Source organism: uncultured Amnibacterium sp., assembly GCF_964250715.1.
In the GTDB taxonomy this organism is placed as follows: domain Bacteria; phylum Actinomycetota; class Actinomycetes; order Actinomycetales; family Microbacteriaceae; genus Amnibacterium.
This window is the reverse complement of sequence record NZ_CAXUGX010000016.1, coordinates 19,995-43,461: the sequence shown is the minus strand read 5'-3', so window position 1 is coordinate 43,461 and position 23,467 is coordinate 19,995. Positions and strand designations below refer to the sequence as shown.

At 70.7% G+C, this 23,467-nt stretch carries 18 protein-coding genes; 14 read left to right on the top strand and 4 right to left on the bottom strand.

Going from position 1 to position 23,467, the window contains the following annotated elements; all coding sequences use genetic code 11:
- Positions 1-2,253: 2,253 nt before the first annotated feature.
- Positions 2,254-2,391 carry an HNH endonuclease gene (locus ACFE7H_RS13060; protein WP_375401673.1) on the top strand — a complete coding sequence of 46 codons (138 nt, stop codon included), beginning with the start codon at positions 2,254-2,256 and terminating at the stop codon, positions 2,389-2,391.
- Between the two features lie 169 nt (positions 2,392-2,560).
- Positions 2,561-4,030, top strand: a complete 1,470-nt coding sequence (locus tag ACFE7H_RS13055) for a cryptochrome/photolyase family protein (RefSeq protein ID WP_375401672.1) — start codon at positions 2,561-2,563, stop codon at positions 4,028-4,030.
- A gap of 71 nt (positions 4,031-4,101) precedes the next feature.
- Here ACFE7H_RS13055 and ACFE7H_RS13050 read toward each other — a convergent pair whose 3' ends face one another.
- A complete protein-coding gene (locus ACFE7H_RS13050; protein WP_375401671.1) occupies positions 4,102-5,115 on the bottom strand; it encodes an NADPH:quinone reductase in 1,014 nt (337 codons plus the stop codon).
- A 120-nt stretch (positions 5,116-5,235) separates the two neighbouring features.
- Here ACFE7H_RS13050 and ACFE7H_RS13045 point away from each other — a divergent pair, with 120 nt between their 5' ends.
- The gene (locus ACFE7H_RS13045) at positions 5,236-6,195 is read left to right on the top strand and encodes a diacylglycerol/lipid kinase family protein (RefSeq protein WP_375401670.1); all 960 of its coding nucleotides are present in this window, start codon (positions 5,236-5,238) and stop codon (positions 6,193-6,195) included.
- Positions 6,196-6,258: 63 nt separating this feature from the next.
- On the opposite strand, the gene ACFE7H_RS13040 is transcribed toward ACFE7H_RS13045, so the two are convergent.
- Both ACFE7H_RS13040 and ACFE7H_RS13035 read right to left on the bottom strand, forming a co-directional pair.
- Complete coding sequence (locus tag ACFE7H_RS13040) at positions 6,259-7,212, bottom strand: hypothetical protein (RefSeq protein ID WP_375401669.1); 954 nt, start codon at positions 7,210-7,212, stop codon at positions 6,259-6,261.
- A 136-nt stretch (positions 7,213-7,348) separates the two neighbouring features.
- The gene (locus tag ACFE7H_RS13035) at positions 7,349-8,362 is read right to left on the bottom strand and encodes a proline racemase family protein (RefSeq protein ID WP_375401668.1); all 1,014 of its coding nucleotides are present in this window, start codon (positions 8,360-8,362) and stop codon (positions 7,349-7,351) included.
- Positions 8,363-8,477: 115 nt separating this feature from the next.
- Between ACFE7H_RS13035 and ACFE7H_RS13030 the strand changes: the two genes are divergently transcribed.
- The 5 genes from ACFE7H_RS13030 (at position 8,478) to ACFE7H_RS13010 (ending at position 12,577) form a co-directional block, all read left to right on the top strand.
- Positions 8,478-9,509 (top strand): alpha/beta hydrolase, encoded by a 1,032-nt coding sequence (locus tag ACFE7H_RS13030; RefSeq protein ID WP_375401667.1) that lies wholly within the window; start codon positions 8,478-8,480, stop codon positions 9,507-9,509.
- 151 nt (positions 9,510-9,660) lie between these two features.
- On the top strand, positions 9,661-10,575 hold the full coding sequence (locus tag ACFE7H_RS13025) for an NUDIX domain-containing protein (RefSeq protein ID WP_375401666.1): 915 nt from the start codon (positions 9,661-9,663) through the stop codon (positions 10,573-10,575).
- A gap of 113 nt (positions 10,576-10,688) precedes the next feature.
- Entirely contained in the window at positions 10,689-11,174 is a 486-nt protein-coding gene (locus ACFE7H_RS13020; RefSeq protein WP_375401665.1) for an FHA domain-containing protein, read from the top strand.
- 2 nt (positions 11,175-11,176) lie between these two features.
- The gene (locus ACFE7H_RS13015) at positions 11,177-11,872 is read left to right on the top strand and encodes a MerR family transcriptional regulator (protein WP_375401664.1); all 696 of its coding nucleotides are present in this window, start codon (positions 11,177-11,179) and stop codon (positions 11,870-11,872) included.
- 162 nt (positions 11,873-12,034) lie between these two features.
- Positions 12,035-12,577, top strand: coding sequence for a MerR family transcriptional regulator (locus tag ACFE7H_RS13010; protein WP_375401663.1), 543 nt, complete (start codon positions 12,035-12,037; stop codon positions 12,575-12,577).
- Positions 12,578-12,841: 264 nt separating this feature from the next.
- Here ACFE7H_RS13010 and ACFE7H_RS13005 read toward each other — a convergent pair whose 3' ends face one another.
- The gene (locus ACFE7H_RS13005; RefSeq protein WP_375401662.1) at positions 12,842-13,666 is read right to left on the bottom strand and encodes a ParA family protein; all 825 of its coding nucleotides are present in this window, start codon (positions 13,664-13,666) and stop codon (positions 12,842-12,844) included.
- A 168-nt stretch (positions 13,667-13,834) separates the two neighbouring features.
- Here ACFE7H_RS13005 and ACFE7H_RS13000 point away from each other — a divergent pair, with 168 nt between their 5' ends.
- The 6 genes from ACFE7H_RS13000 to ACFE7H_RS12975 all read left to right on the top strand — a co-directional run bounded on the left by ACFE7H_RS13000 (position 13,835) and on the right by ACFE7H_RS12975 (position 23,464).
- The gene (locus ACFE7H_RS13000) at positions 13,835-17,233 is read left to right on the top strand and encodes a pyruvate carboxylase (protein ID WP_375401676.1); all 3,399 of its coding nucleotides are present in this window, start codon (positions 13,835-13,837) and stop codon (positions 17,231-17,233) included.
- A gap of 206 nt (positions 17,234-17,439) precedes the next feature.
- Positions 17,440-18,987 carry an AAA family ATPase gene (locus ACFE7H_RS12995; RefSeq protein ID WP_375401661.1) on the top strand — a complete coding sequence of 516 codons (1,548 nt, stop codon included), beginning with the start codon at positions 17,440-17,442 and terminating at the stop codon, positions 18,985-18,987.
- Positions 18,988-19,039: 52 nt separating this feature from the next.
- Positions 19,040-19,531, top strand: a complete 492-nt coding sequence (locus ACFE7H_RS12990; RefSeq protein ID WP_375401660.1) for a peptide deformylase — start codon at positions 19,040-19,042, stop codon at positions 19,529-19,531.
- 144 nt (positions 19,532-19,675) lie between these two features.
- A complete protein-coding gene (locus ACFE7H_RS12985; protein ID WP_375401659.1) occupies positions 19,676-20,698 on the top strand; it encodes an ABC transporter permease in 1,023 nt (340 codons plus the stop codon).
- Positions 20,699-20,741: 43 nt separating this feature from the next.
- The gene (locus ACFE7H_RS12980) at positions 20,742-21,920 is read left to right on the top strand and encodes a sugar ABC transporter substrate-binding protein (protein ID WP_375401658.1); all 1,179 of its coding nucleotides are present in this window, start codon (positions 20,742-20,744) and stop codon (positions 21,918-21,920) included.
- Positions 21,917-23,464 (top strand): sugar ABC transporter ATP-binding protein, encoded by a 1,548-nt coding sequence (locus tag ACFE7H_RS12975; RefSeq protein WP_375401657.1) that lies wholly within the window; start codon positions 21,917-21,919, stop codon positions 23,462-23,464. The genes ACFE7H_RS12980 and ACFE7H_RS12975 overlap by 4 nt, the downstream gene beginning before the upstream one ends.
- Positions 23,465-23,467 lie beyond the last annotated feature (3 nt).

Sequence of the window (23,467 nt, the reverse complement as noted above, 5' to 3'; positions counted from 1 at the left end):
GTCCTCACCCGTCTATCGCCAGATCACACCTCGACCAACGTCCCCGGGCAGCACAGCTAGCGCGCACCGGGCCCGTCGATGAACCGCGATTCAGGCGATCTGCTCCAGGTCCGGGAGCACGCCGGTGCGGTGCAGCCAGCCGGCGAGCATTGTCTGGCCCGCCTGTGCCAGGGCGGCGCCGTGACTGTCGGCATTCCGATCGGAGCCGATCGATGTCGATCCGATTCGCGGCCAACTCGCGGGCGTGTCCGATGAGCCACTGCTCGATCCGGTCCGGGTCGGCCTCCGGATGGAACTGCGTGGCGAGCGCGCGACGAAACGAGAAGGCCTGGTTCGGGAACCCCGGGGTGGACGCCGGCCGGATCGCACCGTCCGGGATCGAACGCGTCGCCGTGCCAGTGCAGCACCGGTACCTCCGCGGCGGAGCGAGCACGTCGTCGCTCGCGGTGCCGTGCAACTCGAGCGGCGCGTACCCGATCTCGACCCGCCCGGTCGGTTCGACGTGTGCGCCGAGCGCCGCGGCGATCAGCTGTCGCCGGTGTCCTCCTACCGCGACTCGAGTGGTTCCTGAGCAGTAGGCCGACCCTCGACCGACCGCCTATCGCGGCGCCACAGGCGCAGCCGGTGTACTGCGGTACCAACGAGGTACAAACCGAGGAGAGGGGCGCACCAGAGGTAGAACGACCAGCCAAACGAGGCAGAGCCGATGTTGAGCAGGGGGTCGAGGGCGACCTCGACCCAGTAGGCGAGCAGCCCTGACAGAGCGAGGCTGACCACCCAGACGCTTGTTTGTGGCAGGGCGCGAGAGAGGGGCCGGCCCGGCACGAACGAAAGAATCGATAGGACGATCCCAACTGCGAACGTAGCCTCTATCCACTGAACGGCAAGAGCAATCGCGAAGAAGAGCTGCCCGGCCAAGGCTATGCAAATTCCCGACGCGACTACACAGACTGCTAGGTGGATTAGCCAGAGGTACTTAGTCTTGAGCACGATGACTCTCGCTAACGAGTAATGGCCGAGATGTGATCATCGAATTCTAGCCAAGTTGCCAGGGCCCCCGCAAGGTACGCGACTTTGGGTGGGCCTGGAAGTCGCGAGCAACGTAGCCGTGAACTGTGAGCGTGTGCTGGCCGTTTCGCTGATCGGTGAACGTGAAGTACATGTGTGATCCGTGTCCGTCGATGTGTCCCGCGGCCGAATTGAAACAGTATCGCCAGTCCCGGATTCCCTGAGAATAGTTCGAGAATTCATCTTTGAATGTCGAATGGAAATTCATTCCTCCAAGAGTCAGGGGAAGGAGATGTCCGTGCTTGCGAAAGGCCCGCGGTGCGCCGCTTACAGGGAAGTAGCAGTTGAAGCAGTTGTGTAGTAGCGCGTCGCTCTCGAGGTTGTTTTGCCCGTGTAATACGTGTGCGCATACCTCCACGCCGGATCTGCGACGACGGGAAATTGCGTCGCCATCGCCGACCGCGATCGGGCCGCAGGTCGGCAGCGACCACTGCCTCGTGGCCGCGACCTGCCGCAGCAGGGCGGCGCTAGGAGTGTTTCGCCACCCAACTCTGCAGCGCAGCGAGAGCGGCCTCGTGCGCGCCGAGACGGAGACGTCCGGGCGGAGACGCAATGACGACCGGCAGTGCGGACCGCAGTCTGTCGAGGAGGCAGGCGAGGTCGGAGACGGTTGCGCCGTCGTCGGCGGCGTCGAGGCCGTCGAGGCATCTGCGCAGATCGTCTCGGGGGTGTCGTTGTGCTCGGTGGGCGGGCGACGTGGCGGGCGGTGGACATCCTGGTCAAGCAGTCCATCGGGCTTGGATGCGGACGCTCTGGCCGATTTCGATCGGCTCGCCGCGAACATTGTCATGACGGGGACGCCTGGCCGGTTGGCGGATCGACTACGGCGGGTGCGGGAGCGCCGGCAGCCGGGTACTGCGGTGGCGCGGTCTGCGGTGACGGCGTCGAACCGGCGGGTGGAGTTCGATCCACTTCCGGATGGGGAGGCGGCGTTGACGATCCGTGGTCCGGCGGTCGAGTTGGTGGCGATCAACGACGCCCTCACCCAGGCGGCGGTCGCCGCGCGTGGACACGACGGGGAGCAACGCGGGATCGGGGCGCTCCGGTTCGACATCGCCCTGGACCTGCTGCTGGGTGGCGTCGCCCACGCCGCGCACCCCGACTGCGCAGGCGTCGCCGGGCGGGTCCCGCAACGCACCGCGGTGCTCCCGACGGTGGCGATGACGATCCCCGCTCTGGCCTGGCTTGGGCACACGAGCGAGCAGGCGATCCTCGCCGGGTACGGAGTGGCACGACGGCGGGACGACCGACGAGGGCAACCTCGTCCACCTCTGCCGGCGATGTCACCTGATCAAAACCACGGGCTGTGGACCCAGCAGTTGAACACCGACCGGAGCGTCACCTGGCGATCACCGTGGGGACGGACCTACACCGGCGACCCACCCGAACGATCCGACCCCGCACCACCCGACCTGATACCCGAGCACAGCGAGAGTGCTGACGACTGCCCGTTCTGACCGGCTTGTGCAGTGCCGGTGGTTACAGTCCCCGCATGGTGACACAGCGGCTGTTGTTCGGTGAGCAGCTCGGGCCGCTCTTCGACGACGAGCAGGTGCCGGTGCTGCTCGTCGAGTCCACGGCCGCCTTCCGCCGGCGCCCGACCCATCGGGCCAAGGCGCACCTGTACCTGTCCGCACTGCGGCATCGAGCCGCCGAGCTCGGTGATCGCGCCGAACTGGTCCGGGCGCCCGACTTCGCCACGGCGCTTGCGGGCCGCGACCTGGAGGTGGTCGACCCGGTCTCCTATCGCGCGCGCCGACTGGTGCGGCGCCTCGGTGCCGAGGTGCTGCCGAGCCGCGGCTTCGTCACCAGCGAGGCGGACTTCGCCGACTGGGTGCGGGGCAGGACCGACGCGAGCCTGGTCATGGACACCTTCTACCGCTGGGTGCGCGGGCGCGAAGGCATCCTGATGAGTCCGGCCGGCAAGCCGGTCGGCGGGCGCTTCAGCTACGACGCCGACAACCGGCAGCCACCGCCCAAGGGCGCGACGACGCTGCAACTGCCCGAGCCGACGCTGCCGGTCGAGGACGAGATCGACCAGGGCGTGCGCCGCGACCTGGACGCCTGGCAGGCCGACGGCACCGTCACGTTCATCGGCGCCGACGGGCCGCGGGTCTTCCCCGCCACCCGGGCGGAGGCGCTGACGGCGCTCGACGAGTTCATCGCCGACCGGTTGCCGGTCTTCGGGCCCTACGAGGACGCGACGCTCACCGACGATTGGCGGATGGCCCACTCCGCGCTCAGCATGACGTTGAACCTCGGCCTGCTCGACCCTCGGGAGGTCGTGCAGCGCGCCCTCGACGCGTACGCCGCCGGCCGTGCGCCGCTTGCCGGCACCGAGGGGTTCGTGCGCCAGATCATCGGCTGGCGGGACTGGATGTGGCACCTCTACTGGCACCTGGGCGAGCCGTACACCACCCGCAACAACGCCCTGCACGCGACGACGCGACTGCCCGACGCGTTCTGGGAGCTGGATGCGGACGCCATCCAGGCCAACTGCCTGCGGCAGGTGATCGGTTCGGTGCACGAGCGCGGCTGGGCGCACCACATCCAGCGGCTGATGATGCTCGGCAACTGGGCGCTCTTGCGCGGCTACGACCCCGCCGAGACCACGGAGTGGTTCACCGGCGCCTTCGTGGACGGCACACCGTGGGTGATGCCGACGAACGTCGTCGGGATGAGCCTGCACGCCGACGGCGGCATCGTCGCCACCAAGCCGTATGCCGCGGGCGGCTCCTACATCAATCGGATGACCGACTACTGCGGTGGCTGCCGCTTCGATCCGAAGGTTCGGCTCGGGCCGACCGCCTGCCCGTTCACCGCCGGCTACTGGGCGTTCCTGGACCGTGCGGAGCCCGTCATCCGCGGCAATCCCCGGATGAGCCGCGCACTGGCCGGCCTCGCCCGACTGTCCGACCGCGCCGAGGTCGTCGAGCAGGAGCGCCACCGTACCGAGTGGTGAACACCGAGTGGTGAACACCGAGTGGTGACCACGCGGCGAGTGGGACGGACCGGCAACGGGTCGCGCCGCGGTCAGCCCAGGTCGGCGACGTCGATCAGCACCTTGCCGGTCGTGCCCGCCTCGACGGCGTCGTGCGCCTCCGCGGTCTGTTCCAGCGGGAAGCGGGTCAGCGGCAGGCCGGCACCGTCGCCGATCCGAAGCGCCCCGGCCTCCAGCGCCGCCTGCACGCCCGCGACGGCGGCGTGCTTCTCCCGCGCGGGCGCCGTGTAGGTGAGCAGGAACCGCCAGCGGGCGTTGGCGCTCATCAGTCGCCGCAGGTCCAGCTCCAGAGGGTCGTCGCCGCTCGCATAGGCCGCGACGGTGCCGCCCGGCGTCAGGATGCGCGCGTCGAGGTCGGCGTTCTCGTTCGGGTTGACCTCGACCACCAGGTCGACGCCGTCGGGGGCGTGCTGGAGCACGACCCGAGCCACGTCCAGGGCGGTGTAGTCGATCACGTGATGCGCGCCGGCGGCGCGGGCGAGTGCGGCCTTCTCGGTGCTCGACACCGTGGTCAGCACGGTGGCACCCGCCCAGACGGCCAGCTCGATCGCGGCGTGGCCGACCGCTCCCGCCCCGCCAGCCACCAGCACCGTCCGGCCCGCCAGGGCCCCGGGCGAGAGCGGCACGGCATCCTCCGTCGCGTCCGCGCGGAGCGCCAGGTGGGCGGTCAGCGCGGGGATGCCGAGCGAGGCGCCCAGGTCGAACGAGGCGTTGTCCGGCAGGGGCTGCACCTGCGCGGCAGGCACGATCGCCAGTTCCTGGGCGGTGCCGTTCGGTCGTCGGTAGGCGGCGTCCCACACCCAGACGCGGTCGCCGACCCGCACGCCGGCATCGGGACCGACCGCGTCGACCACGCCGGCGCCGTCCTGGTTCGGTACCTGCGGCTCCAGCGGGTCGCGGCCGGCCCGCGCCTTCCAATCGGTCGGATTCACGCCCGAGACCGCGATGCGCACCCGTACCTCGCCCGGTCCCGGCTGCTCCGCCTCCCGCTCGATCAATCGCAGGACACCGGAGTCGCCGGCCCGGTCGTAGACGATCGCGCGCACAGCACGAGAGTGTGGCCCGACCCGGCTGCACATCCGTTGAACGGCGCATCCGTTGAACGGCACCGTCGTTGAACGGCGCAAGTCCGGCAGTGTTCGCGCCGGGGCTGGCAGGGTGATGCCGTGCACGTCGTGGTCGCCGTCAACCCGCACGCCGCCTCCGGTCGCCGCGCCGCCGTCGCCGCGCGGACGACGCTCCGACTCCAGGCCGCGGGGCACCGGGTGACCGGTCTCGCGTCGCCGACCGCCGCCGCACTGACGGCCGAGCTGCAACGGGCCGTCACGAGTGGTGACGTGGACGCGGTGATCGCGGTCGGCGGCGACGGGATGGTGCACCTGGCGGTGAACGTGCTGGCGGAGTCGGGGGTGCCGCTCGGTATCGTGCCCACCGGCTCCGGCAACGACATCGCCCGTGCGCTCGGCCTGCTCGCCAAGGGCGACGTGGTCGATGCGCGCCTCGTGCAGGCCCTGACCCGGCCGCCCCGCCTGCTGGACGCCGTGCGACTGGACAACCTGCCCTTGGCCGGCGGCGGAGAGGAGCACCGCTGGTTCGCCGGAGTGCTGTCGGCCGGATTCGACGCGGCGGTCAACGAGCGCGGCAACGCGCTGACCCGGCTGCCCGGCACCGCCCGCTACGCCGCTGCCGTTCTGCTGGAGGTCGCGCACCTGCACCCGTGGCGGTACCGGCTGACGCTCGACGGAGTGAGCACGGACCTCGACGCCGTGCTCGTCACCGTCGGCAACACCACATCGATCGGCGGCGGCATGCGGCTGACGCCCGACGCCCGCCCCGACGACGGGCTGCTCGACGTGCTCGTGGCGTCGCCGCTCGGCAGGCTGAACCTGCTCCGCCTCTTCCCGCGTGTGTTCACCGGCACGCACACGGGCGACCGGCACGTCACCATCAGCCGAGCTCGCACCGTCACGATCTCCGCCGCGCCTCGACCGCGCCGTGCTCTCGACGAACCTGCTCTCGACGATCGGGCCGGAGGCGATCCGATCGTCTACGCGGACGGGGAGCGGATCGGCCCGTTGCCGGTCACGCTGGAGTGCGTACCCGGCGCTCTGCGCCTGCTCGGCTGAGAGCCGCGCGCCGCGCGCTCGTACTGGGCAGCGGACCGCGCCGCCCACTCGTGCAGCCGGGTGCTACTCCTGCAGCCGGGCGAGCAGGGCCGCCTTGCTCAGCGTGGAGACGCCGGTCAAGCCACGTGACCGGGCCTCGGCACGCAGGCGCACGAGCGTCCACGCCTCGCTCGGGCCGTCGCCGGCCGGCTCGGGCAGGGGCGGGGTCAGCGTGTCCTCCGGCGCCGTCTCCTCCGGCGCCGTGTCATCGGATGCGGCGCTGGCGGGGGCCGCCTCGATCGCGGGCGGGGAGGCCGCCTCGGCGACGAGCGTCGCCACCGGCGTGGGCTGGAAGGCGGCCTCGATCACCGGCGCTCGCTCCAGGACCGCCGCGGCCTGCTCCGCACTCTCCACCGGCGCCTCGATCTCGTCCGCGACGCCCTCCTCGACCTGGACCTCGATCTCGCTCAAGCGCTCGGCCACGAGCTCCTCCGCGACGGCCTCGGCGATCAGCTGCTCCTGCGGGCTGCCGAGCGGCAGCGCTGCCGCGGCGAGCTCGGCGTCCGACACGGCCTGCGCCACGGTCTCGACGACGGCCGCATCGAGCAGGGCGTCCTCCAGCTCGCTCGCCTCCGCATCGGCGATCGCCTGCTTCTCGCCCGCGAGCTGCTGCTGCGCCACCCGCAGCTGGTGCTCCGCCTGCACCAGACGACCTTCGGTGTCCCGAAGCGCTCGTTTCAGCAGCTCCGTCTCGTCGATCTGCGGGGCCGCCTGGCCGGCATCGCCCTGCTGCGTGCCGCCGCCCGCGCCCGTGCCCTTCTTGCCCTTGCCCGCACTTTTCTTGCCGGAGTCCTTCTTGCCGGAGTCCTTCTTGCCGCCGCCCTTCTTCGCGGCAGCCTTCTTGTCAGCCGCTTTCTTCTCCGCGGCCTTCGTGTCCGCCGCCTTCTTCGCGGCAGCCTTCTTGTCGGCGGCTTTCTTGTCGGCCGCCTTCTTCTTCGCTTCGGCCTCGTCCTTCTCGGACTTCTTCTTGCTCGCCATGGGGGATGGCTCCTTCACATGTCGTGTCGTCTCGTGGCATGTCGTGTCACGGGCGGTGCGGTGCAGTCGGTGCGGTGCAGTCGGTGCGGTGCGCGTCACGATAGCGTGAGCGACCCTGCCGCCCCCTGGCGCGACCTCAGAAGACGAAGCCCGCCGGGAAGGGGTCGGCAGGATCCAAGCGGTAGTCCGCCGTCCCGGTGATCCAGGCGCGGCCGGTGATCTCGGGCACCACGGCCGGCACCCCGCCGACGGTGTCGGTGCGCACCAGCCGGCCGGTGAACCGGCTGCCGATGAACGATTCGTTCACGAACTCGGTGTGCAGGCCGAGCAGGCCGCGGCCCCACAGCTCCGCCATGCGGGCGGAGGTGCCCGTACCGCAGGGGGAGCGGTCGAACCAGCCGGGATGGATCGCCATCGCGTGCCGGGAGTGCTGCGCCGTGCTGCCCGGCGCCAGGAACTGCACGTGGTGGCAGGTGTCGGCACCGGCGATCGTCGGATGCGACGGCGGATCGGTCCGCTCGATCGCCCGCATGATCGCCAGGCCCGCCGCGGCGATCGGCTGCTGCGCGGACCGGTCGAACGGCAGGCCGACCGCGGCCAGCTCCACGATCGCGTAGTGGTTGCCGCCGAACGCGAGGCTGTAGGGCACCTCGCCGTACCCGGGTACCGCGACGACGGCGTCGAGCCGCTCCGGGAAGCTCGGCACGTTCTCGATCGTGACCGCGGTCGCGGCGCCGCCCGTGACCGTCACCCGCGCCACCACCAGGCCGGCGGGAGTGTCCAGCCGGATCGTCGTGACCGGTTTGGTCACCGGCACCATGCCCGTCTCCACGAGCACCGTGGCCACACCGATCGCGCCGTGCCCGCACATCGGCAGCCATCCCGACACCTCCAGGAACAGCACGCCGACGTCCGCATCCGCACGGGTCGGCGGCAGCACGATCGCTCCGCTCATCGCCGCATGCCCCCGCGGCTCGTTCACGAGGAACTGACGCAACCCGTCGCGATGGGCGATCGCCTGCAGCCGCTTGTCGTTCATCGAGTCGCCGGGGAGCGCGTCGTGCTCCAGGTGCGCGCCCGCGACCACGACCCGGGTCGGCATGCCCTCGGTGTGCGAGTCGACCGCTTTCACCACGGTGACCGCTCGCATCGCTGCTCCCCCCTTCTTTTCCAGCTGTCTCTCCGGTCCGTCACCCGGTCCGTCGCCCGAACTCCGCCCACCTTCGCCACACGGGTGGTCCGCGGTGCTGTCCTACGCTGCTGGCGTGGCGAGACCGACCGCGAGGACGATCCTTCGCCGCGCCGCAGTCGCCCTGATCGCGTTCGGCTGCACGACGATCATGGTGCTGGTCAGCGTGACGAACGCCTTCCCCTCCGTCCCGATCGTCCGCGCCGCCCAGGTCAGCCGCGCGACGATCATGTTCGAGGCGGAGGCGCGCTACGTGCCCCGCGGCGTGTCCTCCGCGACCGATCTCGCCTACGACGCGCAGTCCAGCGACCCGCGCAACCGCCACGAGACCCTGAACGCGTTCTGGCCCACCGGCACGCCGTCCGGCGCGCGCCTGCCCACCGTCGTCTGGATCCACGGCGGAGCATGGATCGGCGGCCGGGCGTCGTGGCTGAACAACCACCTGCAGATCGTCGCGAAGCGCGGCTACACCACCGTCACGGTCGGCTACACCCTGGCGCCCGACGCCCGCTACCCGACTCCGCTCCGGCAGGTCATGGCCGCTCTCGGCTACCTGAACACCAACGCCGACCGCCTGCACGTCGACCCGGCCCGCATCGTGCTGGCCGGCGACTCCGCCGGCGCCCAACTCGCCGCCCAGACTGCCGCGATGATCGAGGACCCCGCGTACGCCGCCCAGGTCGGCGTGACCCCGACGCTGGCGCCCGGCACCCTGCGCGGGGTGCTGCTCTACTGCGGCGTCTACGACTGGACGCTGCGGGGCGTGCGCGGGCCGTTCCGCTCGCTGCTGCTGCGGGCGCTGCTCCTCTACACGGGGACGAGCCATCCGGCGACGGTGCCGCGGCTGGCGACCGGATCCGTGCTGCACTTCGTGCCGCGCGGCTTCCCGCCCACGTTCATCACGGCCGGCAACGCCGATCCGCTGCTGTCGCAGTCGCTGGCGATGCGGACCGCGCTCCAGGACCGCGGTGTACCGGTCGACTCCCTGTTCTTCCCGGCCGACTACCGACCCGGGCTGCCGCACGAGTACGAGTTCCAGCTGCAGCGGCCCGCCGCCCGCACGGCGCTCACCCGCACCTTCGCGTTCCTGGCCCGGTACACCGGCTGACGCTGCACGAGTTGACGCTGCACGAATTCGATGCTGTACGAATTCGATGCTGTACGAATCAGACGCTGTCCAGGAGCGGACCGTGGGCAGCGGCTGATCCGGACCATCGGCTCGCATTCGGCCCGCAGCCGCATCTCCTACGGTTGCTCAGGTGGAGTCCGCCGTACCGCCTGGACGACCGCACGGTAGCGGCGACGGCTGGGTCGAACTGCCCGACGGCCGACGCTTTTGGGGGCGCGCGGGCGCCGCGGGCCTGCTCGCGGTCAGCCCGGCCGGCGCGGTACTGCTGCAGCACCGCGTCGCCTGGAGCCACTTCGGCGGCACCTGGGGGCTGCCCGGCGGCGCTCGGCACGTGGGGGAGAGCGTGCTCGACGGTGCATATCGGGAGGCGCATGAAGAGTCCGCGCTCGACGTGGACCGCCTCACTCCGCGGTTCACCTCCGTGCTCGACCTGCAGGCGTGGAGCTACGTCACCGTCGCCGCGCAGGCGCCGGCCGAGCTGCCCGTGCGGGTGGCGGATGCCGAAAGCACCGCGTTCGAGTGGGTTCCCGCCGACCAGGTCGACGAGCGGCCGCTGCATCCCGGGCTCGCCGCCGCTTGGCCGGCCCACCGCGCGCGACTGGCGGCCCGACCCGCTCTGATCGTCGATGCGGCGAACGTCGTCGGCTCCCGCCCGGACGGCTGGTGGCGCGATCGCCGCGGTGCGACCGAACGGCTGCTGCGGTCGCTGGCCGGGCTGCATCGGGCCGGCGTGCCCGGCGACGCCGACCTGGACGGCCCCGGCGACCCCGTGGGCACCTGGTGGCCGCAGATCGTGGCGGTGGTGGAGGGCGAGGCCCGCGGAGCCGCGGTCCCGCCCGGCGTCGACGTGCGCGAGGCGGGTTACGGCGACGATGCGATCGTGGCCGAGGTGACGGACTGCGCGGCCGCCGGCCGGGTCGCCTGGGCGGTCACGGCGGACGCCGCACTCGGCGACCGCGTGCGGGCCGCGGGCGGCGTCGTCCGTCGGCCGGGTTGGCTGCTGGGCCTGCTCGACGAGCTGGACCAGCCGGAGCCGCCGACCTGACCGACCGGCCTCCCTGCCGACGCCGCGTGGCCGACACGACCACTTCGGCGAAACCAGCAGGACGACACGCCGAAGGCATCCGGTACCCTGGACCCCGCAAAGGAGGTTCCCGGATGGCCGATGAGCCCGACTCCCGACCCCGACCGAACCGCAACCCCGCACCGCAGCCCTCCGGGCCTGACACGACCGCGTCGTTCGGGTACGAGTTCGGCTCGCAGCTCGCGCAGATGGCGGGTCGATCGGCGGAGGAGCACGACGCGGTCGCCGCCCTGCCCTCCGGCTCGGCGCTGCTGGTCGTGCGCCGGGGACCGAACATCGGCGCGCGCTTCCTGCTCGACGAGGACGTGACCACCGCCGGACGGCACCCGAGCGCCGACATCTTCCTCGACGACGTCACCGTCTCCCGCCGGCACGCGCAGTTCCTACGTCACGGCACGGCGTTCGAGGTCAAAGACCTCGGCAGCCTGAACGGCACCTTCTTCGACGGTGTGCGCATTGAGACGGCGCTGCTCTCGGACGGCGCCGAGGTGCAGATCGGCAAGTTCCGGCTCACCTTCTACGCGTCTCGGCTCGACCTGGCGCGACTGGCGACGCGGTGAGTGTGACGGCCCTTCCGCAGCGCCGCGATCAGGCGCCCGTCCCCTCCCTCAGCATCGGCCAGGTGCTGTCCCGGCTCGCCGACGACTTCCCGGAGCTGTCGCCCTCCAAGCTGCGGTTCCTCGAGGACCGCGACCTGATCCATCCGGCCCGTACCGCCTCCGGATACCGCAGCTTCTCCGTGGCGGACATCGAGCGCATCAAGCTGGTGCTGCTGATGCAGCGGGACCACTACCTGCCGCTGAAGGTGATCCGCCGGTACCTGGCGGACGTCGATGCCGGTCGCGACCCGGTCTGGCCCGGCACGCCCGCTGGCGCGCCCTCGATCCTGTCGGCCGAGCGCCGGCTGTCGCGCGACGAGCTGCTCGCCGACGCCGGAGCAACGCCTGAGCTGCTCGACGATGCGATCAGCACCGGCCTGATCGTCGCGGCCGACAGCTTCGGCGAGGACGCCCAGACCACCCTGCGAGCGCTCACCGACCTGGCCGGCGCGGGCATCGAGCCGCGGCACCTCCGGGCCATGCGCATCGCCGTGGAACGCGAGATCGAGCTCGTCGGCAACGTGCTGCTGCCCATGCGGCGCCGCCCCGATTCCGCCAGCCGCTCCAGGGCGGACGAGCGGGCCGTCGAGTTGGCCGCGCAGCTGGATGTCGTCCGCGGCAACCTCGTGCGGACGACGCTGGCCAAATATGTGTCCTGACGTCGCTTCCCTGTCCGGCGACCGGTCACTTTCGCGCCACGACGGGCGACACGCCGATTCTGCCGGGCCGGATGTCGTTGCCCGTGCGGTTCCGCATCGGTACCGTGAACCTCGATACGGAGCCGTCACCGGCGGCCCCGTCGGGGGGTGGAAGGCAGTCGCATGACTGAGGTGAACCGTAGCGGAGACCGCTACGACCTCGGCCTGCTGTTCACGGACGGCATGCCCGAGCTGGATGAGACCGCGGGGTACCGCGGACTCGTCGCCGCGAGAGCGGCGGGCATCACGTACCGCCAATTGGACTACTGGGCGCGAACGTCGCTCGTGGAGCCGACGATCCGCGGGGCGGCGGGGAGCGGGTCGCAGCGGCTGTACGGGTTCCGGGACATCCTGGTGCTGAAGCTGATCAAAAGCCTGCTCGTGACCGGCATCTCGCTGCAGCAGATCCGTACCGCGGTCGAGCAGTTGCGCGAGTCGGGGATCACCGATCTGGCGCAGACCACGCTGATGAGCGACGGCGCGTCCGTCTATCTCTGCACCTCGAACGACGAGGTCATCGACCTCGTCAGCCGCGGTCAGGGCGTGTTCGGCATCGCGGTCGGCAAGGTGTTGCGCGAGGTGGAGTCGAGCCTCGTGGAGATCAACGCCGCCCAGGCCGACCCGATGGACGAGCTGGCCGCCAGGCGCGCGACTCGAGCCAGCTGAGCCGAGTGCTTGTTACCGCGCCGCCGTCCCCCGGCCGGTAGGGCCGGTGGGCCCACCTGCGGCGCGGGTCGTGGGCAGTCCGCTCCAGCGGCGGAGCCCCCTCCGCTTCCGTCACCGAGGTTGGCGCTTCTTCTCTAGTTCTCGAGCAGGACGATGTCGCATCGGCAGGTTCCTGGTCGACAGGCGACCTGCTTTCAAGACCTGGTCCTGCTATCGGGCTTGTGCGGGTCGCGCCGTCGGGGGACGGCGGCGCGGTCAGCCGGCCTATGCGCCGCGGGCCTGAGCCTGAGCCGGTGCGCCGTATTCGCCGACGCGGCCGGTGCGCATCACGCGTTCGAGCAGCTGGTCGAACATGCGGGCGAGTTCCTGTGCGCTCTCCCCGGGCCAGATGTGCAGCGGCTTGGCGGCACCCTGCGCCTGCTGCAGGGAGGTGCGTTCCGGCAGTTGCGGGCTGAGCACGAGGGGGCCGAACATGTCGCGCAGCTCACGGATGCGGAACTGGTGCTCCAGGCTCTGCATGCGGGCGCGGTTCACGACGATGCCGAGCGGTTGCAGCCGGGGGCTGAGGCCGCGGCGCAGTTCTTCGATCGCCCGCAACGCGCGGTCGGCGGCCGCGACTGAGAACAGCCCGGGCTCGGTGACGACGGCGACGCGGTCGCTCGCCGCCCAGGCGGTGCGAGTGAGGGCGTTCAGGCTGGGCGCGCAGTCGACGAGTACCAGGTCGTAGTCGCTCTCGACGTGGGCGAGCGCCTCCTCGAGCTTCCACACGTCGCGCACCGACGGGTGCGGACCGTCGAAGTTGATGGCCGCCGGCGAGCCGACGAGCACGTCCACGGTTCCGCCGCGGCCGCGCGTCCAGCCGCTGGAGACGATCGCCGCGCGCACGGTCTTCTCGCGCGGGTTGCCGAGCACGTCGGCCACGTTGACGGGGTTCACGCCGACGTCCATGCCGGTGGAGACGTCGGACTGCGGATCCAGATCCACGACGAGCGTGCTGACGCCGCGGGCGAAGGCCGCCGAAGCCAGCCCCAGGGTGACCGTGGTCTTGCCGACCCCGCCCTTGAGGGAACTGACACTCAGGACGTGCACGGCCCCCAGCATACGGTCGGCCGCCGACGCCCCCGGAACCGACCGGCCGTGGATGCGGCGACCCGGGCCGCCGACACGCCGAGGTCGGCACTGACAGAATCGGTGCCGCCGGCCGATGCGTACCCGAACGCGCAGCCGCAAGCGGCCGGCCGGACGGAGGGTGCCGAGGTGTTCCGCAAGATCCTGGTGGCGAACCGTGGAGAGATCGCCATCCGCGCCTTCCGTGCCGCCTACGAGCTGGGTGCGAAGACCGTCGCGGTCTACCCCTATGAGGACCGCAACTCCCTGCATCGGCAGAAGGCCGACGAGGCGTACCAGATCGGCGAGCGCGGGCATCCCGTGCGCGCCTACCTCGACGTGGCGGAGATCGTGCGGGTCGCCACCGAGAGCGGTGCGGATGCGATCTATCCGGGGTACGGGTTCCTCAGCGAGAACCCCGAACTGGCCGAGGCCGCCGAGGCGGCCGGCATCACCTTCATCGGGCCGCCGGCGCGGGTGCTGCGCTCCGCCGGCAACAAGGTCACGGCGAAGGAGCAGGCGGTCGCGGCGGGCGTGCCGGTGCTGGCCTCCTCCGCGCCCAGCCGAGACGTTGAGGAGTTGCTGGCTGCGGCGGACGGTATCGGCTTCCCGATCTTCGCCAAGGCGGTCGCCGGCGGCGGCGGCCGCGGCATGCGGCGCGTTGAGACGCCCGGCGAGCTGCGGGAGGCGTTGACCGCCGCGATGCGCGAGGCGGACTCCGCATTCGGCGATCCGACGATGTTCCTGGAGCAGGCGGTGCTGCGCCCGCGCCACATCGAGGTGCAGATCCTGGCCGACGCGGCCGGCACGACCCTGCACCTGTTCGAGCGCGACTGCTCCGTGCAGCGCCGCCATCAGAAGGTGATCGAGATCGCCCCGGCACCGAACCTGGACGATCGGACCCGGCAGGCGCTCTACCGCGACGCGGTCGCCTTCGCCGAATCCATCGGCTACGTCAACGCGGGCACCGTGGAGTTCCTGCTCGACACCGCCGGCGAGCGCGCCGGCCAGCACGTGTTCATCGAGATGAACCCGCGCATCCAGGTGGAGCACACGGTGACGGAGGAGATCACCGACGTCGACCTGGTGCAATCGCAGATGCGCATCGCGGCGGGGCAGACGATGTCGGATCTGGGCCTCGCACAGGCCGACCTGCACATCCGCGGGGCGGCGCTGCAGTGCCGCATCACCACCGAGGACCCGAACGCCGGCTTCCGACCCGATACCGGGCGCATCACCACCTACCGGTCGCCGGGCGGCGCCGGCATCCGCCTGGACGGCGGCACGGTCAACCCCGGCGCGCAGATCAGCCCACACTTCGACTCGATGCTCGTCAAGGTCACCTGCCGGGCACGCACCTTCCCGGCCGCGGTCGGCCGGGCGAAGCGGGCGCTGGCGGAGTTCCGTATCCGCGGCGTCTCCACGAACATCCCGTTCCTGCAGGCCGTGCTCGACGACCCCGCCTTCGTCGCGGGGGACCTGTCGACCTCGTTCATCGAGGAGCGCCCGCAGCTGTTCAGCCAGCACGTCTCGCGCGACCGCGGCACGCGCATCCTGAATCACCTGGCGGATGTGACGGTCAACCAGCCGAACGGGTCGAAGCCGCGGGGCGCGCGACCGGCCGACAAGCTGCCGGCGATCGACCTCGAGGCGCCGGCCCCGGACGGCTCCCGGCAGCGGTTGCTCGAGCTCGGCCCCGTCGGCTGGGCCACGGCGCTGCGTCAGCAGACCGCGCTGGCCGTCACCGAGACCACCTTCCGCGACGCCCACCAGTCGCTGCTCGCGACCCGGGTGCGCACTCGCGACCTGCTCGCGGTGCTGCCGTACGTGGCCAGGCTGACGCCGCAACTGCTGAGCGTGGAGGCGTGGGGCGGCGCCACCTACGACGTCGCGCTGCGGTTCCTCGGCGAAGACCCGTGGGAGCGGCTGGCCGCGCTGCGGGAGGGACTGCCCAACATCCCCGTGCAGATGCTGCTTCGCGGCCGCAACACGGTCGGGTACACCCCGTACCCGACCGAGGTCACCGACGCATTCGTCGCCGAGGCGGCCGCGACCGGCGTCGACGTGTTCCGCATCTTCGACGCGCTGAACGATGTGGACCAGATGCGGCCGGCGATCGACGCCGTGCTCGCCACCGGCACCGCCGTCGCCGAGACGGCCCTCTGCTACACCGCCGACCTGCTCGATCCCGGCGAGAGCCTGTACACGCTCGACTACTACCTGGCGCTCGCCGAGCGGATGGTCGACGCCGGCGCGCACGTGTTGGCGATCAAGGACATGGCCGGACTGCTGCGGCCGACTGCGGCCGCGAGACTCGTCGAGGCGCTCCGCTCGAACTTCGACCTGCCGGTGCACGTGCACACCCACGACACCGCCGGCGGGCAGCTGGCCACCCTGCTGGCGGCCAGCAGCGCCGGCGCCGACGCCGTCGACGTGGCCAGCGCGCCGATGGCCGGCACGACCAGCCAGCCCTCGGCCTCCGCCCTGGTCGCCGCCCTCGCGCACACGGAGCGCGACACCGGTATCCCGCTGACGGCGGTCAGCGACCTGGAGCCGTACTGGGAGGCGGTGCGGGCGCTGTACGCGCCGTTCGAGTCGGGCCTGCCGGGGCCGACCGGCCGCGTGTACCGGCACGAGATTCCCGGCGGCCAGCTGTCCAATCTGCGCCAGCAGGCGATCGCGCTGGGCCTGGCGGACCAGTTCGAGACGATCGAGGACCTCTACGCCGCGTCCAATCGCATTCTGGGCCGCATCCCCAAGGTCACGCCGTCGTCGAAGGTGGTCGGTGACCTGGCCCTGCACCTGGCGGCGGTGCACGCGGATCCCGACGACTTCGAGCAGAATCCCGACAAGTACGACATCCCCGACTCGGTGATCGGCTTCATGGCCGGCGAGCTGGGCGATCTGCCCGGCGGCTGGCCGGAGCCGTTCCGCACCAAGGTGCTGGCGGGCCGCACGGTGAAGATCGGCGTGACGCCGATCGGCGACGACGACGCGGCCGCGCTCGCGGTCCCGGGCACGAACCGTCGCGCGACCCTGAACCGGCTGCTCTTCCCGGGACCGACCGCGACGTTCGAGCAGCAGCAGGACCTTTTCGGCGACCTCTCCGTGCTCGACACCGCCGACTACCTGTACGGGCTGCAGCCCGGCGTCGAACATGTCGTGCGCATCGCGCGCGGCGTGCAGCTGTATGTCGGGCTGGAGGCGATCGGCGAGGCGGACGACAAGGGCATGCGCACGGTCATGACCACCCTGAACGGGCAGCTGCGGCCCGTGTTCGTGCGCGACCGGCGGATCGACGTCGTCACGGCGGTCGCCGAGAAGGCCGACCCCGCTCGGCCCGGGCACGTCGCCGCGCCGTTCGCCGGCGTTGTCACCATGAAGGTGGCCGAGGGCGACGAGGTGGCCGCCGGCGGCACCGTCGCGACGATCGAGGCGATGAAGATGGAGGCGACCATCACCACTCCGGTCGCCGGCCGCGTCGCCCGCACGGCGGTCTCGGGCACCGCCCAGGTCGAGGCGGGAGACCTGCTCGTCGCCATCCAGTGATGCTGACGGAGCCGTCGAGCCGCTGTCGAGCCGCCGTCAAGTAGCTGTCGACTGACACGCCGGTTGAGGCTGAGGCGTAGGTTGAACGAGGCCGTGCCACCCTGCGCGGCCTGCGGGAGCCGCATCGGCGCGCCGCGCGGGCTACCCGCCCGCCGAAAGTCTCAAGTTAGAGTCGAAGCATTAACGCATTCGAAGGAGCCGCTGCGGTGGTCACCAAGCGCACGGGATCGGAGGAGGACTCCGGTCTCCTCGACGGCACGCGCGTCGGTGACCGGCCCGAGTTCTCCGACGACGTTCGCGACACCGGGGCCGTGGAGCGGGTCGAGAGCAACCGCGCGCGGAGCAGGACCGCGGCCGAACGCATCGACGCCGCCCGCGTGATGCCGCGCCTGATGCCGCACCCTTCCATCGAGGTCGATCTGCCGCCGCTGCCGAAGCGCGAGGTGCCGGCCGACGAGGTCGCCGTGCGCATCGACGACGTGGCCGTCGACCCGGGCCTCGTCGGCCCCGGGGCGCCCAGCACCTCCTCCGTCGACGTCGTCCACCGTGCCACCGGTGAGGTGCCGGTGAGCACCGGGCCCACCGGACTGCGTCCGCGCACCGGATCCGTCCCGGCGGCGCCGACGCCCGGGTCGACCCGCACCCGCCGCAGCGGCAGCGCCTACGACGCCCTGCTCGGCGTCGGCGACACCCGCCCACCGGCCGCACTCGGCGGTCACGTGCCCGGCCACACCGGTGAAGTGCCGCGTCTCGACGGGGCGGGGACCGCCAGTCGCCGCGATCGTCGCGCGGGTGCGCCGAGCGGTGCGCCCGAGTCGGCGGCGATGCTGACCGCCGACCGGCTGATCGAGAACGGCGGCCGCGTGCGGCAGCCCCCCACCGGGGCATGGAACCGGTTCGTCTACGCCATCACGCTGCACGCCCTGAACCTCGGCGACACCCCCGCGGAGCGGGCCCGCAAGGAGCAGGCGATCCGCATCGCCAAGGTCTTCGAGGGCGGCACCCGCTTCGTGCCGGTGCTGACCCGCAAGGGCGGGGTCGGCAAGACCACCGTCACGACGCTGCTCGGCATGACGCTCGCGCATATCCGCGACGACCGGATCATCGCGATCGATGCCAACCCCGACCGCGGCACGCTCTCCGAGCGCGTCACCAAGCAGACCCGCGCGACGGTGCGCGACGTGGTGACGCGGGCCAACGCGGTGACCGGCTTCACCGACTTCGCCACGTTGGTCTCCCGCGACGAGACGCGGCTCGACATCCTCGCCTCCGACACCGACCCGCTGCTGTCGGAGGCATTCGACGAGAACGACTACAACGTGGTCGCGGATCTGGCCGCCCGGTTCTACTCGATCGCGCTCACCGACTGCGGCACGGGCATCGTCCACTCCGTCATGCGAGCCACGCTGCAGCGCGCGGACAGCGTCGTGATCGTCTCCGGGGGCAGCGTGGACGAGGCCCGGCTGGCCTCCGAGACCCTCACCTGGCTGGAGGCCAACGGCTACGGCGACCTGGTGAAGAACGCGGTCGTCGCGCTCAACACCGCGACGCAGGGGACCAACCTCGTGAAGCTCGACGAGATCGAGGCGCATTTCGCTTCGCGCGTGCGCGAGATCGTGCGCATCCCCTACGACCCGCAGCTCGCCGCCGGCTCGGTGGTGTCGTACAAGGACCTGAAGCAGGTCACCAAGGACGCCGCCCGCACTCTCGCCGCCCACGTGGTCGACGGCCTGCCGGTCCGCCGCGACGGCTAGCGCCACCCTCGCCCGAAGGCAGTCCGGCTGGCGCGCCCGGCATACTGCTTCGGTGGCCGTCCGACCCATCCGCCTGTTCGGCGACCCCGTCCTCCGCAGTCCGTGCGCGCCCATCGAGCGGATCGACGACCGCGTTCGTGCCCTGGTGGCAGACCTGCTCGACACCGTCGCGGTGCCGGGCCGCGCGGGTGTCGCGGCCAATCAGATCGGCGTGCCGCTCGCGGCGTTCGCGTACAACGTGGATGGGCGGATCGGGTACCTGCTGAACCCGGTGCTGCACGAGGTGAGCGGCGAGCCGGAGCCGATGATCGAGGGCTGCCTGTCGGTACCCGACCTGACGTACCCGACCCTGCGCCACCCGCGGGCGCGCTCCACCGGCATCGACCTGGACGGCGACCCCGTCGAGGTGGTCGGCGAGGACGTGCTGGCGGAGGCGCTGCAGCACGAGCAGGACCATCTGGCAGGCAGGGTCTATCTGCAGCGCCTGGAACCGGACATCCGCCGCGAAGCGATGGCGGCCATCCGCCGCGCGCCCTGGTTCTAGGACCTCCGCTCGGCGTGCGCCCCGAGCGCCCGTCTCCTAGAATTCCTGCCACACGATACTGTTGTCCTTGTAAGCAGGACACCATGCGTGTAGCTTGCGATGACAGCAGCCGATGGATGTTGCACTGACGAGGAAGTCATGGACATGGTCACAGCCCCCGCGCATCCGGACGGCAGCTCCGTCCGACGCCCTCTGCGGTCGAAGTCCACGCGGGGTGCACGGTCCTACGGCTATCGCTACGGCGTGATCGCCGTCTGGGCCCTCGAAATCGTCATCTTCAGCGTGCTCGCGCCGGGATCGTTCCTCTCCTGGGCGAACTTCGCCTCCATCTTCAGTTCGCAGGCCGGGTTGTTGGTACTGGCGCTGGCGCTGGTACCGACCCTCGCCGCCAACGAGATCGATCTGTCGGCCGCGGGAACGATGACGATCACGGCGACGCTGGTCGGCCAGCTGAACGCCGTGCTCGGGTGGAACATCTGGCTCGCCGTCGTCGCCGGCCTGGCCGTCGCGCTCGCGGTCGGACTCGTCAACGGGTATCTGGCCGTGCGTGTCGGCGTGCAGAGCATCGTCGTCACCCTCGGCATGGGAACGCTGCTCGTCGGCCTCGCACTCTGGGCGAGCAATTCGCTCACGATCGGCGGCGTCTCGCTCGAGCTCGGCCGGATCATGAACACGCCCGTCCTCGGCGTGAGTACGGCGTTCTATTACGCGGTCATCATCGGACTGGCGCTCTGGTACGTCTACAAGCACACGGCGATCGGTCGGCACATCGTCTTCATCGGCCAGAACCGCGAGGTCGCGAGGCTCGCCGGCATCTCGGTGAGCCGGTTGCGGATGGGGGCGTTCGTCACGACGAGCGTGCTCTCCGGCGTGGCCGGCGTCATCGTGATCGGCGTCGCCGGAGGCCTTCAGCCCTCCTCGCTGCAGACGCTCCTGCTGCCCGCCTTCGCCGCCGCGTTCCTCAGTTCCGCGATCTTCGAGCCGGGCCGTATCAACCCGCTCGGCACCATCGTCGCGCTCCTCTTTCTCGCGACCGGAATCACGGGCCTCGTCCTGCTCGGCCTCGATTCGTGGATCCGAGACGTGTTCTACGGTGCCGCGGTCGTCGTGGCGGTGACCGTTTCGCGTGTGGCGTTCGTCCGAGCACAGAAGAGGAACAACACGTAGCGCCTTCCAGCGCCACCGCACCCCCGTGAACAGGAGCAATGCAATGTCGCAGCAATTCAAGTCCCGCCCAAAACGGCTTGCCCGCCTCGCCGGTCTCGCCGTGATGTCTTCGGCCGCACTCGCCCTCAGCGCCTGTGGCGCAAGCGGCGGAACGAGTCCGGCGAGCACGAGCAGCGCGGTGCCGGCGGCCGTCACGGCGGCCGTCACCTCGCACCTTCACGCCGCACCGCTCGACTATCCCGGCACCAAGTTCGATGCGTCCCCCGCGCGCGGGAAGACCGTGTGGTGGATCACGCACGAGGCGCAGAACCCGGTCCTCGCCGTGCTCGGTGACAACTTCAAGGCCGCCCTCGGCAGAGTGGGAGTCAAGGTCGTCGCGTGTGACGGGAAGAGCAACCCCGTCGACGAGAACAACTGCTTCAGCCAGGCGATCGCACAGAAGGCGGATCTGATCCAGATCGACGGATCCGGCACACCGGCCACGTACCAGAACTCGCTCACCAAGGCGAAGGCGGCGGGCATCCCGGTGCTGGCGGGAGCGTCGGTCGACGCATCCGACCCGCTGTACGCAGGACTCAGCGGTCAAAGCAGTCAAGCCTTCAAGCTGAACGGCAAGCTGATCGCCGACTGGATCATCAGGGACTCCAAGGCCGACGCGCACGTCCTCTTCCTGACCGTTCCGGATGTCGACGGATCGGTCGAGGAGCAGAAGGCCTTCAGTGCGGAGTTGAAGGCGCAGTGCCCTGCGTGCAGTGCCACGGTGACCGGCGTGACTCTCGCGAACTGGGCGAGCGACCTCGCCACCACCGTCAACGCCTCGCTGCTGCGCAATCCGAAGATCGACTACGTCGCCCCCGCCTTCGATCCGATGACGCAGTTCACCAACCCGGCGATCCAGCAGGCGGGGAAGGCCTCGACGGTGAAGGTCGTCTCCTCCGCAGGAAGCGAGCAGCCGATGAAGGACATGCAGCAGGGCGGCGGGGTCAACGCCGCCAACATCGGGATCGACATCTACGGCTGGGGCTTCATCGAAGCGGACCTGGCGTTGCGCGCGCTGGTCGGTGCGCCGACCGTCAAGAACGCGATCGCGCCGACTCGCATTTTCGACGCGAGCAACATCAAGGGGCTCACGATCGACGGAAAATCCTTCGCGTCCGGCGCTTGGTACAGGGATCCGTCGAAGACGTCGGAATTCTTCGACTCGCTGTGGGGGCTGAAATGACGGCCGCCGTCGCCGGGGTACCCGCCGTCGAGCTGCGTTCGCTGCACAAGTCCTACGTGGAGGGCACGGCGGTGCTACGCGATGTCGATCTCGTCATCGCACGCGGCACGATCACCGCGCTCGTCGGTGCGAACGGGTCCGGCAAGTCGACCCTGGTCCGCATCCTGAGCGGGTACCACGAGGCCGACGCGGGGTCGGAGATCCTGATCGACGGATACGACGTCGGGGCGCACGTCACCCCCAAGGCCGTCCGGGACGCCGGACTGCGGTTCGTGCACCAGGACAGCGGCCTGGTCGCAGGACTGAGCGTCGTCGACAACATGCTCGTCGGCAGATACCGATCCGGCTTCGGCGGGCACATCCTGTGGAAGCAGGAGCGGGAGTCCATCCGGTCGCTGCTGGCACGGTGGAGCATCGATGCCGACCTCGACGCAGACGCGGGCGATCTCAGCCTGGCGACGATCGCCAAGCTCGCAGTCCTCCGCGCGCTCCAGTCCCGCGAGGGTGAGCGGATCACCGCGATCATCCTCGACGAGCCGACCGCGGCGCTCGGTCAGGACGACGCAGCCGAGCTGCTCCACTGGCTCCGCGATCTGGCGACCAATCAGAACGTCGGCGTCCTCTTCATCAGCCATCGGCTCGACGAGATCTTCGCCGCGGCGGATCAGGTGGCGGTGCTGCGCAGCGGTCGGATCGTCGCGCTTCGTCCGGTCGGCGCATTCGACCACGCGAGTCTGGTCGAGGCGATCATCGGTACCAAGCTCGACCGCTTCTACCCGGAGCGGCAGGAGTCGCCGTCCGACGAGGTCCGCCTGTCGGTCCGCGGCCTGGCCGGCGGCCGGCTGAACGATGCGAGCTTCGAGCTCCGTCGGGGTGAGGTCGTCGGAGTGACCGGTCTGCCCGGATCGGGCTTCGAGGACATCCCGTACCTGCTCGGCGATCCGACGATCGGTGCGGCGGGTGCGACCGTGCTCGACGGCGAACCGCTCGATCTGCGTGGCGCGACCATCGACGAGCGCATCCGTCGAGGCCTGGTGCTCATCCCGGGCGACCGGAAACGGAAGGCGCTGGTCACCGACCTGACGGTTCGTGAGAACCTCACTGTCGCCCGGTTCGGCGATTTCGTGCGGCGAGGACGGCTGCACCGCGGTCGGGAGATCGCCGAGGCCGACTCGCTCATCGCCGCGTACGGCATCAAGACCTTCTCGTCCGACTCCGCAACGAGCCAGCTGAGCGGAGGGAACCAGCAGAAGGTCGTGCTCGCGAAGTGGCTCAGCATGACGCCCGCCGTCATCCTCGTACACGAACCGACGCACGGTGTCGATATCGGCGCGAAGTCCGAGATCTTCTCACTGATCGTCGACTCGGCCGCGGCGGGCATGGCGGCCCTCGTCGCATCCGTCGAATACGACGACCTGGCGCACCTCTGCGATCGGGTGCTCGTCTTCGCGGACGGTCGCGTCTGCGCGGAACTGACGGGGGACCGTCTCACGCCGGAAGCAATCACGGCGGCAGCGTTCTACGGCGCCTCCCAGGCGGCCTGACCC